The sequence below is a fragment of the Streptomyces sp. CA-142005 genome, from assembly GCF_050942335.1.
Lineage (GTDB): Bacteria > Actinomycetota > Actinomycetes > Streptomycetales > Streptomycetaceae > Streptomyces.
This window is the reverse complement of sequence record NZ_CP192078.1, coordinates 19,533-35,105: the sequence shown is the minus strand read 5'-3', so window position 1 is coordinate 35,105 and position 15,573 is coordinate 19,533. Positions and strand designations below refer to the sequence as shown.

13 protein-coding genes are annotated in these 15,573 nt (G+C 70.5%); 8 read left to right on the top strand and 5 right to left on the bottom strand.

Annotated features, from left to right (window positions below; translation table 11 throughout):
- Positions 1 to 89: 89 nt before the first annotated feature.
- The 3 genes from ACQPXS_RS00155 (at position 90) to ACQPXS_RS00145 (ending at position 3,429) form a co-directional block, all read left to right on the top strand.
- Entirely contained in the window at positions 90 to 1,037 is a 948-nt protein-coding gene (locus ACQPXS_RS00155; RefSeq protein WP_433445840.1) for an ABC transporter ATP-binding protein, read from the top strand.
- Positions 1,034 to 2,596, top strand: coding sequence for an ABC transporter permease subunit (locus tag ACQPXS_RS00150; RefSeq protein ID WP_433445839.1), 1,563 nt, complete (start codon positions 1,034 to 1,036; stop codon positions 2,594 to 2,596). Before ACQPXS_RS00155 ends, ACQPXS_RS00150 begins: the two co-directional genes overlap by 4 nt.
- 107 nt (positions 2,597 to 2,703) lie before the next feature.
- Complete coding sequence (locus tag ACQPXS_RS00145; RefSeq protein WP_433445838.1) at positions 2,704 to 3,429, top strand: ABC transporter permease; 726 nt, start codon at positions 2,704 to 2,706, stop codon at positions 3,427 to 3,429.
- Positions 3,430 to 4,577: 1,148 nt separating this feature from the next.
- On the opposite strand, the gene npdG is transcribed toward ACQPXS_RS00145, so the two are convergent.
- The 4 genes from npdG to ACQPXS_RS00125 all read right to left on the bottom strand — a co-directional run bounded on the left by npdG (position 4,578) and on the right by ACQPXS_RS00125 (position 9,145).
- Entirely contained in the window at positions 4,578 to 5,306 is a 729-nt protein-coding gene (npdG, locus tag ACQPXS_RS00140; protein WP_433445837.1) for an NADPH-dependent F420 reductase, read from the bottom strand.
- A 100-nt stretch (positions 5,307 to 5,406) separates the two neighbouring features.
- Positions 5,407 to 6,345 carry a TIGR03619 family F420-dependent LLM class oxidoreductase gene (locus tag ACQPXS_RS00135; RefSeq protein WP_433445836.1) on the bottom strand — a complete coding sequence of 313 codons (939 nt, stop codon included), beginning with the start codon at positions 6,343 to 6,345 and terminating at the stop codon, positions 5,407 to 5,409.
- Positions 6,346 to 6,436: 91 nt separating this feature from the next.
- Entirely contained in the window at positions 6,437 to 7,753 is a 1,317-nt protein-coding gene (locus tag ACQPXS_RS00130) for a cytochrome P450 (protein WP_433445835.1), read from the bottom strand.
- 36 nt (positions 7,754 to 7,789) lie between these two features.
- Positions 7,790 to 9,145: a glutamine synthetase family protein gene (locus tag ACQPXS_RS00125; protein ID WP_433445834.1), complete on the bottom strand. Its 1,356-nt coding sequence runs from the start codon at positions 9,143 to 9,145 to the stop codon at positions 7,790 to 7,792.
- 351 nt (positions 9,146 to 9,496) lie between these two features.
- On the opposite strand from ACQPXS_RS00125, the gene ACQPXS_RS00120 reads away from it, so the two are divergent.
- Together ACQPXS_RS00120 and ACQPXS_RS00115 are read left to right on the top strand one after the other, a co-directional pair.
- Positions 9,497 to 9,685, top strand: a complete 189-nt coding sequence (locus ACQPXS_RS00120; RefSeq protein ID WP_079307251.1) for a ferredoxin — start codon at positions 9,497 to 9,499, stop codon at positions 9,683 to 9,685.
- A 5-nt stretch (positions 9,686 to 9,690) separates the two neighbouring features.
- Positions 9,691 to 10,911 carry an NAD(P)/FAD-dependent oxidoreductase gene (locus ACQPXS_RS00115; RefSeq protein WP_433445833.1) on the top strand — a complete coding sequence of 407 codons (1,221 nt, stop codon included), beginning with the start codon at positions 9,691 to 9,693 and terminating at the stop codon, positions 10,909 to 10,911.
- Between the two features lie 18 nt (positions 10,912 to 10,929).
- Here ACQPXS_RS00115 and ACQPXS_RS00110 read toward each other — a convergent pair whose 3' ends face one another.
- Entirely contained in the window at positions 10,930 to 12,135 is a 1,206-nt protein-coding gene (locus ACQPXS_RS00110; RefSeq protein ID WP_433445832.1) for an IS110 family transposase, read from the bottom strand.
- 211 nt (positions 12,136 to 12,346) lie between these two features.
- On the opposite strand from ACQPXS_RS00110, the gene ACQPXS_RS00105 reads away from it, so the two are divergent.
- The 3 genes from ACQPXS_RS00105 to ACQPXS_RS00095 are packed head-to-tail and all read left to right on the top strand — an operon-like array spanning position 12,347 to position 15,569.
- Complete coding sequence (locus tag ACQPXS_RS00105) at positions 12,347 to 13,153, top strand: acetoacetate decarboxylase family protein (RefSeq protein WP_270086148.1); 807 nt, start codon at positions 12,347 to 12,349, stop codon at positions 13,151 to 13,153.
- Between the two features lie 33 nt (positions 13,154 to 13,186).
- Complete coding sequence (locus ACQPXS_RS00100) at positions 13,187 to 14,650, top strand: aldehyde dehydrogenase (RefSeq protein ID WP_433445831.1); 1,464 nt, start codon at positions 13,187 to 13,189, stop codon at positions 14,648 to 14,650.
- Positions 14,643 to 15,569, top strand: coding sequence for a 3,4-dihydroxyphenylacetate 2,3-dioxygenase (locus ACQPXS_RS00095; protein WP_433445830.1), 927 nt, complete (start codon positions 14,643 to 14,645; stop codon positions 15,567 to 15,569). The genes ACQPXS_RS00100 and ACQPXS_RS00095 overlap by 8 nt, the downstream gene beginning before the upstream one ends.
- The last annotated feature ends 4 nt before the right edge of the window (positions 15,570 to 15,573 follow it).

Here is a 15,573-nt window from a genome sequence, read left to right as displayed (position 1 = left end):
TACCAGGCCAGGTTAAGCCGAGGCGCCTAACAGCGAGATGACAGCGGCCGTTCGGCCCCTGTAACGCGCTCCGTCACAGGGTGGGGCCCATGAGCGATGAGAGTACGAAGGCGACGATCGAGGTCATCGGTCTGCGTAAACGCTTCGGGCCACAGCTGGCTCTGGACGGGATGACGTTCACCGTGCGGCCCGGACGGGTGACCGGCTTCGTCGGTCCGAACGGCGCGGGCAAGTCCACCACCATGCGCGTGATCCTGGGCCTTGACGCGGCTGAGGAGGGAAAGGCCCTGGTCGGCGGGGTGCCGTACCGCACCCTGCGTCGCCCGCTTCGGCATCTGGGGGCACTGCTCGACGCCTCCGCGCTGCAGCCGAGCCGCACCGCCCGTAACCACCTGCTGTGGCTGGCCCACTCACAGGGCGTGCCGCCCCGGCGCGTGGACGAGGTCATCGAACAGGCCGGCCTGGGCACGGCGGCCCGGCGCAGGGCCGGCGGCTTCTCGCTGGGCATGCGCCAGCGCCTGGGGATCGCGGCGGCGCTGCTCGGTGACCCGCCGGTCGTCATGCTGGACGAGCCGTTCAACGGCCTCGACCCCGACGGCATCGTGTGGATGCGCGGCTTCCTGGCGGAGCTGGCCCGGCAGGGCCGCGCCGTCCTGGTCTCCAGTCACCTGATGAGCGAACTCCAAGACACCGCGGACCATCTCGTGGTGATCGGTCGCGGCCGGGTCGTCGCGGACACCAGCGTCTCCGAGCTGCTCGCCGAGGCGTCCGGCGGCCGGGTCACCCTGCGTACCTCCGCGACTCCGCGCGCCGCCCAGGTCCTGCATGGCGCGGGCGCCACCGTTCTCGCCACCGGCCCCGGCACCCTCGGCGTCACGGGCCTGCCCGCCGAGGAGATCGTGGCCCTGCTTGCCCAAAACGGGGTGCCGTTCTCCCAGGTGTCCGCGCACCGGGCGACGCTCGAAGAGGCGTACATGGAGCTCACCCGGGACGCGGTGGAGTACCGGGGCATCCCGGCGGGGGAGGCCACGCGATGACCGCCATCCTCACTCCACGCCCCCCGGCCACGAGGCGCGCTGAGCGGAGCGGATTCCTCAGGACGCTGCACGCCGAGTGGACGAAGTTCCGTACGGTACGCGGCTGGGTCCTCGCCACGGCGGGGGCGCTCCTGGTGACGATCGTGGTCGGCCTGCTCGGCACGGCCGCCCCCGCCCCCGGCGGTCGCGGCGCCGACTCCGCCTCGTACCCGAAGGGCCCCGGCGGCGAGGCCGTCAACGACAGCTTCTACTTCGTCCACAAGGCGCTCACGGGCGACGGCACCCTCACCGTTGCCCTGCGGTCCCTGACTGGTGCGGCCGACACCGGGACCGGCAAGACGGCCCAGGGCGCCCAGCCCTGGGCGAAGGCAGGGATCATCGTGAAGGAAAGCCTCACCCAGGGATCCCCGTACGCGGCGGTCATGGCCACCGGCGGCCACGGCGTGCGCATGCAGTACGACTACACGCACGACACGGCGGGCCCTTCCGGCAAGGTCACCCAGGAGTCCCCGCGCTGGCTGCGCCTGGTCCGCTCCGGCGACAGCCTCACCGGTTCCACCTCCGCCGACGGCACCCACTGGACCAAGGTCGGCCATGCGAAGCTGCCGGGGCTTGCGCGCACCGTGCAGGCCGGGCTCTTCGCGGCGTCACCGGAGGCGAAGCGGGACACCGCGGCGGGCACGGGCTTCAGCCCCGCCGTGGCCACCGGCACCTTCGGCCGTCCCGGCCTCACCGGCGGCTGGTCCCAGAGCGCGTGGAGCGGCACACAGGTGGGCGGCGACGCGGGCACCTCCGGCAGCTACACGAACACCACCAAGGGCGGCTTCACCCAGACCGACGGCGGCGGGTTCACCGTGACCGGGGCCGGTGACATCGCACCGGTCGTCGGCGGGCCCGTCATGGGCGTCGGCTTCTCCGTCGAGAGCTTCCTCGTCGGCACCTTCGCCGGGCTGATCGTGGTGATCGCCGTGGGCACGGTGTTCATCACCGGCGAGTACCGGCGCGGTCTGCTGCGTACCACCATGGCGGCAACTCCCCTGCGGGGCCGGGTGCTTGGTGCCAAGGCGCTGGTGGCCGGGGGCGTCGCGTTCGCCATCGGCCTGGTCGCCTCCGCGATCACCATTCCCATCGGGGAACGCAGCGCGCGCGGCAGAGGCTTCCATGTCTTCCCCGTCACGCCGGCGACCGAAGTGCGCGTCATGGCCGGCACCGGCCTGCTCTGCGCAGCCGCCGCCGTGCTCGCTCTCGGCATCGGTGCCCTGCTGCGGCGCAGCGGCACGGCGGCCGCCCTGGTCATCGCGTCGATCGTGCCGCCCTTCCTGCTTGCCACCTCCGGCGTACTGCCCCCGGGCGTCTCGGAGTGGCTGCTGCGGGTGACCCCGGCTGCGGGCTTCGCCATCCAGCAGACCCTGCCGCAGTACGCGCAGGTGCTCAGCGTGTACGAACCGTCGACCGGCTACTACCCCCTGGCGCCCTGGGCCGGCCTCGCCGTGCTGTGCGGATACGCCGCGCTCGCCTTCGGCCTGGCCGTGGTACGGCTGCGCGGGAGGGACGTATGAGTCTCCTGAGCGGTGCACGACTCACGAGAACGGCTGACGGCGCGTGGCGAGGGGACTTCGGCCGCGCCCTGCGCGCGGAGTGGACAAAGCTGCGCACCACAGGGGAAATGGGCAGGTTGCTCCTGCTCGCCGTCGCGCTGACCGTGGCCGTCGGCTGCGGCACCGCCAAGGCCGTGAAGTGCCCGGACGCGGGGTGCGGCCAGGACGCCGTCAAGCTCGCCCTGACCGGCGTCACCGTCGGGCAGGCGGTCATCGCCGTCCTCGCGGTGCTGGCCGTCAGCGGCGAGTACGGCACCGGGATGATCCGCACCACGCTCATCGCAGTGCCACACCGGATCACCGTCCTTACCGCCAAGGCGACGATCCTCACCACGGTCGTCCTCGCCTGCGGGACGGCTGCCGTCCTGGCCTCCCTCCTCGCCGGCCGCTACATCCTGCCCGGCAACGGATTCACCGAGGCGCACGCCTATGCCCCGCTCTCCCTGGCCGACGGCCCGACCCTGCGGGCGGCCGTGGGATCGGTCCTCTACCTCGTCCTGATCGCCCTGATCGGCCTCGGCGTGGCGACGGCGGTACGGGACGCGGCGAGCGCCATCGGGATCGTGCTCGGACTGCTCTACCTCTTCCCGGTAGTCACCCGGGTAGTCAACGACCCGGAGTGGCAGCGCCACCTCCAGCAGATCTCGCCCATGACCGCGGGACTCGCGGTCCAAGCCACCGTCCATCTGCACGAACTGCCCATCGGCCCATGGGCCGGCCTGGGCGTGCTCGCCACGTGGGCCGCGGCCGCGCTGCTGGTCGGCAGCCTGCTGCTGCACAGGCGCGACGCGTAGCCGAATCGAGCGTCCGCGAGCACGGTGGCTTCGGGCCCCTCCCCGGCCCGGCGCCCTGAACAAGGCAGCCCTACTGCCGTTCCCCAAGGAGCACCCCGAGGTCGCGAACGTGCTCCAGATGCGCGCCGCCTCCCTGGTTCCCACCAGTTTCGCGCACAGCGAGTGTGATGTCTCATCGATGCTGCGGTAGCCGTGCGGCTGGGACCTGCGATCCCGCAGATGCGCTGAGACAGTCTTGAGCGGCGGTTTGGGAGAGGGGAGCGCGGCTGACCTGCGATCCTGCAAGCCGATTGAGACTGCCGCAGATGTTGTGAGAACGCCTATAAGCCTCCAGCGGATGGCCATCGAGACGGGAACAGGTGACGCCGAAGCAGTAGGGCTTGCAGCCGCCGGGATCGAACGCGGTCCGCCGCGCAGGCCGCAGGGGCTCAAGGGGCCGGAACTCGGAAAAGCCCCACATGCTGCAACAGCATGCCGTCTGGGGCTCACACCGGCTGGGAACAGGCCGTTCAGGCTGCTCCTGCACTGACCGCGTCCCCGACTGACTGCCGGGGGCAGGCTATCGGCTGATCATCCAGCCGAAGGCTTGCTGGGCGCGCGGCGGACACGGAGAGATGGTGTCCCGGCGGGTGGTGTGGTGTAGTCGAGCCGCCTTCGTGATGCCGCAGATCGCGGCGGTGATCCGCCCGGCACCCGGGAACCTTGTGGGTCATGCCGCTGTGACCAGCCGGCCGGCGGCATAGGAAGCTCCACCGCGCAGCCCGGTCACAGGCCATGTGTCAGCGCGTCTTCCACGTGGCTACACCACGCCGTGGGGCACGACGGGGGACGGTGCCGTCTGGTGTCGATGACAGTCTGGTTGGGTGGTGCCCCACCGAGTGGTGTTGCGGTGCAGAGTTCGTGACTTGGCAGGTCAGTCGGCTGACGTAGTCGCCGCCGCGCCGGAACGGGGTGCTGACGCCTGCGAGCAGCACGCACACCAGACCCGCGAGCCGGCCGGGAAGCGCCGGCTCGACGCTGAGCGGATCCACGCGATCCTTATGGCTACACCACTCGGTGGCGCGCCATCTCTGGTTGCGTCCCATGGCTGTACCGGATCGGAAGCGAAGCTTGGGGGCGGGGCTGGGTGAAAGACGCTGGGAGTCTTCTCAGACGTCGCTGAGGCGCAGGCCGGCGTGGGCCTTGTAGCGGCGGTTCACCGAGATCAGGTTGGCTACCAGCGACTCCACTTGGTGGGCGTTGCGCAGTCGTCCGCCGTAGACGCCGCGTGCGCCCGCAAGGCGTGAGGCGAGTGCCTGGACAGTGTCGGTGGCGGCGCGTTCGTCGCCCAGGACGAGTACGTCGGTGTCGATCTTCTCGATCTGACGGTCTTCCAGAGTGACGGCGGAGAGATGGTGAAACGCGGCGGTCACCCGGGAGTCAGGCAGCAGCGCGGCAGCCTGCTGGGCGGCACTGCCCTCCTCGGGCCTCAGCGCGTAGGCCCCCTTCTTGTCGAAGCCGAGCGGGTTGACGCAGTCGACCACGATCTTGCCAGCGAGTTCATCGCGGAGCGTGGCCAGCAGCTCGGCATGTCCCTCCCAGGGTGTGGCGACGATCACCAGGTCGCTCTCCCGCGCGGTCGTGGCGTTGTCAGCGCCGCGGACGTCGTTGCCGATGGCTGCTGCCGTGGAGGCGGCTCGGGCGGCGTTCCGTGAGCCGATGACGACCTGTTGGCCCGCGCCGGCGAGCCGGTAGGCGAGGCCGCGCCCCTGTGGGCCGGTTCCGCCGAGGATGCCGACGACCAGGCCGGACACGTCGGGAAGGCGATGGGGGTCGTTTCGAGTGGCCGCGGCGGGAGTGGAGGGACGGGCGCCGGCGGCTTCGTCGGGAGTCGTCATGCTGTGGTCCTTGGCTCGTTCGGTTCGTTCTTCCGCGGCCCGGTGCCGTTCGTCGTCAGCGGGCTGCTCGGGCCGCGATGCGGGACATCGGCCGGCGCCGTCAGGCGGTCAGCAACTCCACGCGGCGCATCACCTCGCGGCAGAACGCGCCCACTCCGTTCGGGTCGTCGGTGAACTGCGAGGGCTTGACGCAGAAGGTGGTGAATCCTTGGGCCATCTGCTCGGGGATGGCCTCGAGGGCCTGGGCGAGGTCGGCGCAGGAGTCGTCGTCGGGGAACACGGCGCGGGTGCCGCCGATCATCTCCAGGTCGGCGATGTCGCGGCCTGCGGCGGCCATGGCGGTCTTCAGCGTCTGCATGTGCTCGGGCGTCACCTTGCCCAGCGGGTTGAAGGCGTGGCCGTACCGGACGATCCTGCGGACCATCGCGTCGTGCATGCCCGCGCCACCGAAGCACAGTCGGGGGCCGTCCGGGCGGTATGCCTTGGGCTCGAAGTACACGTCCTGGAAGGTGTAGTACTCGCCGACGTGAGACACGGGAGAGGGGCCCCACAACTTCGCCCAGATCTCCAGGTGTTCGTCGAGGAGCTTGCCACGCCGGGAGAACGGGACGCCGAGTGCCGCGTACTCGTCCCGGCTCCAGCTGACGTTGGGCAGCACGATCAGACGGCCCTCGGAAAGAAGGTCGAGGGTGCCGAGCTCACGGGCCAGGAGCAGGGGATGGCGCAGGGGAGCGATGACTGCTGACGCGGCGAGACGCAGGCGCTCGGTGACAGCGGCGATCGCGCTGAGCAGCATGAGCGAGTTGGGCCACGGGGTGTGGGGGTCTTGGTTGCCCGGCAGGGCGTAGTCGCGGGGGTTGCCCATAACGCCGCCTGCTCCGGCGTCGGGGCCGAGCACGATGTGTTCGCTGATCATGACGGAGTCGAATCCCGCGTCCTCGGCCTCGCGGGCCCAGCGGATCACGGTCGGCAGGTCCGCGCGGCCTGCGGTCATGGTCCAGTTCTCGCTCAGGACGAGCTGCATGCGGGGAGTGGTCATGGCGATCCTCGGGACGAGCGTGTTTGAGGGCAGACGTGAGGGGCGGGGGCGCCCGGGCGGCCGCAGCCGTCGGGACGGCTGCGGCCGGCGGTCAGGCGAGGGTGACCTCGACCGGCAGGTGCTTGATGCCGTTGACGAAGTTGGAGCGGACGCGGGGGACGTCGCCGGCGAGCTTGATGTCGGCGATGCGCGGGATGAGCTCCTCGAACATGATGCGGATCTCGGTGCGGGCGAGGAGGTTGCCCAGGCACAGGTGGGGGCTGCCCTTGCCGAAGGTGACGTGGTCGTTGTTCTGCCGGGTGACGTCGAAGTCGTAGGGGTTGCCGAAGACTTCTTCGTCGCGGTTGCCGGAGGCGTACCACATGACGACCTTGTCGCCTTCCTTGACCTTCTTGCCGCCGAGTTCGACGTCGCGGGTGGCGGTGCGGCGGAAGTGGTAGACGGGGGAGGCCCAGCGCAGGAACTCCTCGACCGCCGTGGGGATCAGCGACGGGTCGTCCTTCAGCTTCGCCAGCTGCTCGGGGTGCTGGAGGAGGGCCAGCATGGAGTGGGAGATGGTGTGGCGGGTGGTCTCGTTTCCGGCCACCACCAGGAGCAGGAAGTAGTTGTCGAAGTCCTGGGCCGAGAGCGGGACGCCGTCGCGCGGGGTGGTGTTGACCAGCTTCGAGACCAGGTCCGTACCGTCGCCGCCGCGCCGCTGCCGCGCCAGCTCCCTGCCGTACTCGAAGACTTCGATCGACGCGGGGGAACGGAACGGCAGGTCGCGGTACTTCTCGCTCTCCGCGCTGTGCAGCAGGACATCCGCGTAGTCGGGGTCGGTGTTGCCGATGATCCGGTTGCCCCAGTCGATGAGCTGCTGGTTGTCCTCCGGCGGGACGTCCAGGAGGCGGGCGAGGACGTTGATGGGGAAGTCGGCGGAGACGTCGGCGACGAAGTCGAAGGTGCCCTTGGCGAGGGCCGCATCCAGGGTCTTGGCGGTCAGACCGCGCAGGAAGTCGCTGTAGCTGCCTATGACGCTCGCGCCGAACTGCCGCTGGATCACGCTGCGCAGGGCGCGGTGGCGGACGCCGTCCATCTCCAGGATGGAGGCGCGCTTCTTGATCTGGTCGTCGTCGAGTTCTTCGAGGTTGACGAAGCGCGTGGAGGTGAAGGTCTCCGGGTCGCGGTCGACGGTGGCGATGTCGGCGTGGCGGGTCACCGACCAGAAGCCGGAGTTGGGGGCCTCTTCGGGCTGCCAGTGGACCGGGTCCTGGTGGCGCAGGGTGTGGAACATGCGCCACGGGGTGATGCCGTCGGCGAAGTTGTCGAGGTCGGCGAGGTCCACCCGGCTGAGCGGCAGGGGCTCGTCGAGGGCTGCGCGCAGTTCGGCCCGGGTGGTGGGGACGGCGGGAACGGTGGGGCTGGTCATGTGGCGGTTCCTTCGGGCGGGGGTTTCGGGGCGGGCTTACAGGTGGTAGGCGTACTCGGTGAATTCCCAGTCGGTGACGTGCCGCCCGAAGCGTTCGAGCTCGTCCCGCTTGTAGGTGAGGAAGGACGTGGTGAAGTCCTTGCCGAGCAGGTCGGTCAGGGCGGTGTCCGACTCCAGCGCGTCGAGCGCGGCCGACAGGCTCTGGGGCAGCAGGGCGGCACGGGAGGCGTCGTAGCCGTAGCCCTGAAGCGGGGCGGGCGGTTCCTCGCCGGCCTGGACGCCCAGCAGCGCGGCGGCGATCGTGCCGGCGATCAGCAGGTACGGGTTGGCGCTTGCGTCGCCGAGGCGCAGCTCCAGCCGCGCGCCGCCCCCGCGCTCCGGCGGGATGCGGACCATGGCGCTGCGGTTGTCGAGCCCCCAGTCGATCAGCCAGGGTGCGAGGGTGTCCGGGCCGAAGCGCTTGTAGGAGTTCACGGTGGGGTTGGCCAGGGCCGCGAGCGCGGGCGCGTGGGCGAGAATGCCCGCGATGGCGTGCCGGGCCGTGGCGGACAGGCCGTAGGAGCCCGCCGGGTCGTCGAAGGCGTTGTGGCCATCGGCGTCGTTGCAGGACAGGTGGAGGTGGAAGCCGGAGCCGCCCGCGTCGCCGAAGGGCTTGGCCATGAAGGTGGCGAGGTTGCCCTCCTTGCGGGCCAGTTCCTTGACCGCGGCCTTGAAACGGAAAGCGCGGTCGGCGGCGTCGAGGGCGGCGGAATGGGTCAGGTTGATCTCGTACTGGCCGCCGTCGAACTCGTGGTTGCCGGTGACGACACCCAGCCCCAGATCGCGCAGCGCGCGCAGAGTGCGCAGCAGGTGGTTGTCGGGGTCGGCGCGCAGGCCCGCGGTGTACACGGCGCCGGTGGTCTGCGGTGAGCGGCGCCAGCCAGTGGACGAGCCGGGGGCGGCCTCCAGCAGGAAGTACTCCAGCTCGGGACCGACCACGGGGCGCAGTCCCTGCTCGGCACAGCGGGCCAGGACGGTGCGCAGCAGGTCGCGGGAGGACTCGGGCGCCGGGGCACCGGTCGCCGGGTCGGTGACCTCGCCGAGACAGGCGGCGACACCGGGCTCCCAGGGCAGGACGGCCAGGGTGGACAGGTCGGGGCGTACGGTCACGTCCGGCAGGCCGGCGTCCAGGCCGCCCGCGACCGGGACCACGTCGCCCTGCGGGGTGGTGTGGTAGACGGCGCGACAGAAGGCCAGGCCGTGCTCGCAGGCCGACGGCAGATGGTCCAGCAGCACCTCGCGGGCGCGGTCGGTGCCGATCAGGTCGGGGTAGACCACCCGGACCACGTCGACGCCCGCGGCGGCGAGCCGCTCCATGTGCCGGCGGATGTCTGGGGTGTCGGATGCGCTCACCGGTGTCTCCTTGGCGGAAGGAAGGGACTCCCCGTGCCGGGGGCACTGGGGAGGGGGTGCGGAGGGGGGCCGGGGCGGGGGAGAAGCGCGCCCCGGGCTAGTCATTTGATCCCGAACGATATGGAGGGGGTTGTCACCCCGCAAGGGGCTGGTAGAAAAAAGTTATCCATCTGGACAGGTATTGACCAGGGTCGGGCGACTTCCTATCTTGTTTGAAGCCAAACGAGTGAGGGGTGCGGCATCCGCTGGATTTCGACCCCTTTGGCCGAGGGGCCCGGCTCAACCGGGCCGGGCCCGTCTCTTTCTCTCTGCTTCTTTGCTCCGATGCCCTCACCCCTCAGGAGGACCGCCATGAAGGTCGTCGTCGACATGAACAAGTGCCAGGACCACGGCCAGTGCGTCTTCGCCGCCCCCGACGTCTTCTCGATGGACGACGAGGGCCACCTGGTGTACGTGTCCGACCCCGACGACGCGCTGCGCGACGAGGTCGAAGAGGCCGCCGATGTGTGTCCGCTGCAGGCCATCCGGATCGAGGGATGACCGCCATGAGCGCACCCACGACCGGACGTGTCGTCGTCGCCGGCGGCTCCATGGGCGGCCTGCGCGCCGCCGAACAACTGCGCGCCGCGGGCTGGACCGGGACGATCACCGTCATCGGTGACGAGCCTCACATGCCCTACAACCGGCCCCCGCTGTCCAAGGAGGTGCTGGCAGGCAAGGCACCCTTCGAGTCGCTCGCCTTCACGCCGAAGGCGGCCGCCGCCGACGTGGAGTGGCGGCTCGGCATGAAGGTCGTCGCCGCCGACCTCGACCGGCGCGTCGTCGAACTCGACGACGGCTCGGCGATCTCGTACGACGGACTGGTCGTCGCCACCGGCATGCGGCCCCGGCGCCTGCGCTGCCCCGGACCGCTCACCGGCCGCCACACCGTCCGCACCCTCGCCGACGCCCAGGGCCTGCGCGACGAGCTGACCCGCCCCGGTGCCCGCGTGGTCGTGGTCGGCGCCGGCTTCATCGGCTGCGAGGTCGCCGCCACCGCCGTGGGCCTCGGCGTCCGGGAGGTGACCGTCGTCGATCCGTTCCCCCTGCCCATGGTCGGCCCGCTCGGCGAGCTGCTGGGGCGCGCGCTGCTGAAGCGGCACGAGGAGCGCGGGGTGCGCTTCGTGCTGGGCACCGGAGTGTCCGGTTTCGAGGGCGAGGACCGGGTCACCGGGGTCGTGCTGAGCGACGGCAGCGTGCTGCCCGCCGATGTGGTCGTGGAGTCGGTCGGCTCCGTGGCCAACGTCGAGTGGCTGGAGGGCAACGGCCTCGACCTCAGTGACGGCGTCCTCACCTGCGAGCAGCTGCGGGTCGGGGGACGGCCGGAGGTCGTCGCGGTCGGCGACGTCGCCCGCTTCCCCAATGCCCGCTACGACGGCGTACCCCGGCGTGTCGAGCACTGGTCGATCCCCACCGACACGGCCAAGCACGCCGCGAAGAGCCTCGTCGCCCATCTCACCGGCATAGACGGGGAGTTGGTGCCCTTCGCCCCGCTCCCGACGTTCTGGAGCGACCAGCACGACTTCCGGCTGCAGTCCTTCGGCGCGCCCGTCCTGGGCAAGGACGACGTACGGATCCTGGACGGCGACCCCGACGGTGACGTCCTGGTCGGCTACCACACCGACGGTCGGCTCGTCGGCGTCGTCGCGCTCGGCGGTCAGGCCGCCGCGATGGGCGCCGCCCGCTATCGCGCCCAGTTGCTCAAGCAGCCCGCCCTCACCGCGTAAGGAATCTCAATGATGAGGTCAAGCCGTCTGCGTGTCCGGTGGGGTGGGGGTGAACAGTCTCTTGTCACGCAGCATCGCCCAGAGCACGTCGACGCGGCGTCGGGCGAGCGCAAGCAGGGCCTGGGTGTGGATCAGTCCCTCGGCACGCTTTCTGAGGTAGTAGTCCCGGGACGGGCCGGGCCGCATCATGGCAGTCTGGGCGGCCAGGTAGAAGATGTGCCGCAGGCGCCGGTTGTAACGCTTGGGCCGGTGGTAGTTGCCGGTGCGGCGGCCGGAATCGCGGGCGACTGGGGCCAGGCCGGCGTGCGAGGCGAGTCGGCCCGCGTCGCGGTAGCCGGACAGGTCGCCGACGATGGCGACGAACTCGGCGCCCAGGATGGGACCCATACCGGGCATCGACTCGATGATCTCGGCGCGGTCGTCGGCACGGAACGTCTCGCGGATCTCCCGGTCATTGTCCTTGATCCGCTCGTCCAGGGCCAGAAGCTGGTGGGCGAGGTCGCAGACCAGCTTGGCGGCCCGCTTCTCGCCCGGCAGCGCAGTCATCTGGGACTGGGCCGCCTCCACCGCTTTGGCGGCGACGGTGTCGGCGCCGCGGACCTTGCGGCGCTCGAGCCAGGTCGTCAGCCGCTTGACGCCGATCCGGCGCAGGCTGGCCGGGGTCTGATACTCAGTCAGCATCACCACCGGTCCCTTGGCCGCGGAGTAGTCGAAGGCCCGTTCCAGTGCGGGGCAGATTCCCACCAGCAGGTCGCGGAGCCTATTGATCAGCCGGACCCGGTCGGCGATCAGGTCGGCCCGGTAGTTGGTGAGGACCTGGAGCGTGGTGACCAGCTCCGCAGGCGTGCTCAGCGGGGTGAAGTCCCGGGGACGCATGCGGGCCTGGTCGGCGATGACGCGGGCGTCCTTGGCGTCGGTCTTGCCCTCGCCTTTGTAGGCGCCGGACATGCGGTTGACCGTCCGGCCGGGCACGTAGACGACCTGCTGGCCGTTCGCGATCAGCAGGGCCAGCAGCAGGGTGGCGGCCCGGCCGGAGATGTCCACCGCCCACCGCACCTCTTCAGCCCGTTCGCGGGCGGTCTCGATGAGCGTGAGGATCTGGGCCTCGTCGTTGATCACCTTCGTCGAGAAGAGCGTCTCGCCGTCGGCGTCGACCGCGACTGCCCAGTGATGTCCCTTGCCGGCGTCGATGCCGACCCATATCCGCGCGTGAGGCGTGCTCAAGCCCGTCGCTCCGTTCCACCGTGACCAGCACCTTCGTGGCCCGAGGAACACCCCGCCGACAGGTCCCTAACCAGCGATGACCGCAGTTCTCAATCAGTGGTCGGAGCGTCCCGGAGGACCGGGCGGCCATTCCTTCCGAGCCATCAACGGCAACCCATCATCAGCCACACCCGGTCCTCCCGGACCGCCAACATTCTTAGGGAACCCCTTCATGTCCACTGTCCGTGGTTACTTCCACCCCAAGACGGCGAGCGGTGCCTCCTCGCTGATCCCGTCCCCGCCGTGGCGCTACTCCGGCGACCTGCTGACCGTCGAGTACCGCACGGATCCCGCGCGGGTGCGTGAACTGCTGCCCGAGCCGCTGGAGCTGGCGGACGAGGACCCTGGCGCGGTCGCTCTGATCTGGGCCGACTGGCAGTCCTGCTCGGGTTCTGGTCAGGAGCTGCTGGACCCGGTGCTCGCCCAGTACAAGGAGGCGTTCGCGGTCGTGCGCTGCAAGTACCGGGGGCAGACCTACACCCGCTGCGTCTACATCTGGGTCGACAAGGACTTCGCGATCGCGCGCGGGCTGCACCAGGGCTATCCGAAGAAGCTCGGCTCCATCCACCAGACCCGCCCGCACCCGTACGGCCCCGCCCCGCGCATCGAGGCCGGCGCCCGCTTCGGCGCGACCCTCGCCGCCGCCGACCGGCGCCTCGCCCAGGCCGTGGTCACCCTGCGTGAGCCGTCGGAGACCAACGGTTTCGTCAACGCCCACCCCATGGCCCACCACCGCTGGTTGCCCTCCATCGAGAAGGGCAAGGGCCTGGCGCTCGACGAGCTGATCGAGTCCGGCGCCGCCTCCTTCGAGGGCGGGCAGCCGTGGCGCGGCGACGCCGAGCTGGAGCTGTTCGAGGCGCCCACCGAGGAACTGGCACGCCTGGAGATCCGCGAACCGATCGCCGCCTACTACCGGCAGGTCGGCGTCGTCTGGGACGGCGGCCGACTGCTGGAGTCCGGCACGTCCGGCGCCGAGTAACCCCGTACGCACCATAGGACTTGGAGACCGGACATGACCGAGCACACCCTCACGGTGGCCGGGGTCGCCGTCGACACCCGGCACTGGATCGGCGGCGAGCGCGTCGCCTCCACCGAAACGTTCACCGATGTCTCGCCGATCGACGGCAGCCTTCTGGGGGAGATCTCCCGGGGGACCGCGATGGAGGCTGCGGCCGCGGTGGCCGCGGCGAAGGCCGCCTTCCCCGCCTGGGCCGCGACCCACCGCGCCGAACGTGCCCGCATCCTGCACGCCGTCGCCGACGGCGTCGAGAAGCGGCTGGAAGAGCTCGCCATCGTCGAGACCTGCGACAACGGCGCCCTGCTCCGCTCCCACCGCCGGGGCGTCATGCCCCGCGTCGCCCACAACTTCCGCTTCTTCGCGGACTGGCTGCTGAAGCTGGAGCACGAGGACTTCGAGACGCGCGGGCACACCAACCACGTCAGCTGGGACCCGGCGGGCCCCTGCGTTCTGATCACCCCGTGGAACGCCCCCCTGATGCTGGCCACGTGGAAAGTCGCCCCCGCTCTCGCCGCAGGCAACACGGTCATCCTCAAGCCCGCCGAGTGGACCCCGCTGACCGCCTCCCTGCTGGCCGACATCGCCGCCGAGGCCGGGCTGCCGGCCGGGGTGCTGAACGTCGTGCAGGGGTACGGCTCGGAGATCGGTGACGCCCTGACCTCGCACCCTGACGTGCGGCGGATCAGCTTCACCGGTTCGGTGCCGACGGCGAAGCGGATCGCGGCCTCGGCTGCCGCGAACCTGACCCCGCTCAGCCTCGAACTCGGCGGCAAGTCACCCCTGTTGGTGTTCGCCGACGCCGACCTGGACCTCGCAGTCGACTTGGCGGTGGAACAGTACGACAACGCCGGGCAGGTGTGCCTGGCCGCAACGCGCTTCCTGGTCCAGGAGTCGGTCGCCGAGGAGTTCACCCGCCGCTTCGTCGCGAAGGCCGGGCAGCTCACCCAGGGCGACCCGCGTGACGAGGCCACCGACATCGGGCCGAACATCCACCCGCGCCAGCTGGAGAAGATCGACGGGTTCGTGCAGCGGGCAATCGCGGCCGGGGCCCGCGCGGTCATCGGCGGCCACCGGGGGGACGGCCAGTACTACGCGCCGACCCTCCTCACCGACGTCGCCCAGGACTCGGAGATCGTGCAGGAGGAGGTCTTCGGACCGGTCCTGACCCTGCAGACCTTCGCCACCGAGGACGAGGCCGTCCGCCTCGCCAACGACACCCGCTTCGGGCTGGCCGCCACGCTCGCCACCGGTGACCCTGAGCGCGCCGAACGCGTCACCGCCCAGCTGGTCGCAGGCACGGTCTGGACCAACTGCTTCTTCGTCCGCGACCTGCAGGCGCCCTTCGGCGGCTCCCGCCACTCCGGCGTCGGCCGCGAGGGCGGCACCTGGAGCTTCGACTTCTACTGCGACGTGAAGAACACCGTGACCGCGCCGAACGGTTGGAGGAACCATGGGTGAGATCGTCGGGGCGGGCCTGCTCGCCCACGTCCCCACCATCGTGCTTCCGCAGGAGACGCGGCTGGAGCTGAACGGGGGCAAGGAGATCACCCTCGTCACCGGCCTGCACCAGCTCCGCAAGGACGTCTTCGAGCGCGACGACTACGACACCGTCGTCGTGCTGGACTCCCACTGGGCCACGACGGTCGAGTTCGTCGTCACCGCGCAAGCGCGCAGGGCCGGCCTCTTCACCTCCGAGGAGCTGCCGCGCGGCATGTGCCGGATGCCGTACGACTTCCCGGGTGACCAGGAACTCGCCCATAACATCGAGAAGTTCGCCGACAGGCACGGCACCTGGATCACCGCGATCGACGACGAGTACCTGCCGATCTACTACGCCACCATCAACCTCTGGAAGTTCCTCGGCGAGGGGCTGCCCGACAAGCGGTGGGTGACCATCGGGGTCTGCCAGACCGGCGACGTGGAGGACCACCTGCGCCTCGGCCGGGCGCTGGCCGACGGCATCGCCGCCACCCCGGGCCGCCGGGTCCTGCTCATCGCCTCCGGTGCGCTGTCACACACCTTCTGGCCGCTGCGCGAGCTGCGCGACCACGAGTCGAGCGACCCCGTGCACATCTTCACGCCGGAAGCGCGCGCGGCCGACTACGAGCGGATCGCCTGGTTCAAGGAGGGCCGCCATGACAAGGTCCTCGACACCATGCCGGAGTTCTCGAAGTACAAGCCGGAGGCGAAGTTCTTCCACTACCTGATGATGGCCGGCGCCCTCGGCGAGCAGGCGTGCGTCGCCAAGGCCCGGCAGTACGGGGAGTACGAGAACTCCATCGGCACCGGTCAGGTCCACCTCTGGTTCGACCGCCCGGCCGACGGCTGGACCGGCGCCGGCCTGCCCTCCCCGCGCACCCCTCACAGCCGTATCTAGAAAG

Excerpts from the sequence above, each read along its gene's own strand:
- ACQPXS_RS00155 (WP_433445840.1), top strand. The coding sequence starts at position 90 with ATGAGCGATGAGAGTACGAAGGCGACGATCGAGGTCATCGGTCTGCGT.
- ACQPXS_RS00150 (WP_433445839.1), top strand. The coding sequence starts at position 1,034 with ATGACCGCCATCCTCACTCCACGCCCCCCGGCCACGAGGCGCGCTGAG.
- ACQPXS_RS00145 (WP_433445838.1), top strand. The coding sequence starts at position 2,704 with ATGGGCAGGTTGCTCCTGCTCGCCGTCGCGCTGACCGTGGCCGTCGGC.
- npdG (WP_433445837.1), bottom strand. The coding sequence starts at position 5,306 with ATGACGACTCCCGACGAAGCCGCCGGCGCCCGTCCCTCCACTCCCGCC.
- ACQPXS_RS00135 (WP_433445836.1), bottom strand. The coding sequence starts at position 6,345 with ATGACCACTCCCCGCATGCAGCTCGTCCTGAGCGAGAACTGGACCATG.
- ACQPXS_RS00130 (WP_433445835.1), bottom strand. The coding sequence starts at position 7,753 with ATGACCAGCCCCACCGTTCCCGCCGTCCCCACCACCCGGGCCGAACTG.
- ACQPXS_RS00120 (WP_079307251.1), top strand. The coding sequence starts at position 9,497 with ATGAAGGTCGTCGTCGACATGAACAAGTGCCAGGACCACGGCCAGTGC.
- ACQPXS_RS00115 (WP_433445833.1), top strand. The coding sequence starts at position 9,691 with ATGAGCGCACCCACGACCGGACGTGTCGTCGTCGCCGGCGGCTCCATG.
- ACQPXS_RS00105 (WP_270086148.1), top strand. The coding sequence starts at position 12,347 with ATGTCCACTGTCCGTGGTTACTTCCACCCCAAGACGGCGAGCGGTGCC.
- ACQPXS_RS00100 (WP_433445831.1), top strand. The coding sequence starts at position 13,187 with ATGACCGAGCACACCCTCACGGTGGCCGGGGTCGCCGTCGACACCCGG.
- ACQPXS_RS00095 (WP_433445830.1), top strand. The coding sequence starts at position 14,643 with ATGGGTGAGATCGTCGGGGCGGGCCTGCTCGCCCACGTCCCCACCATC.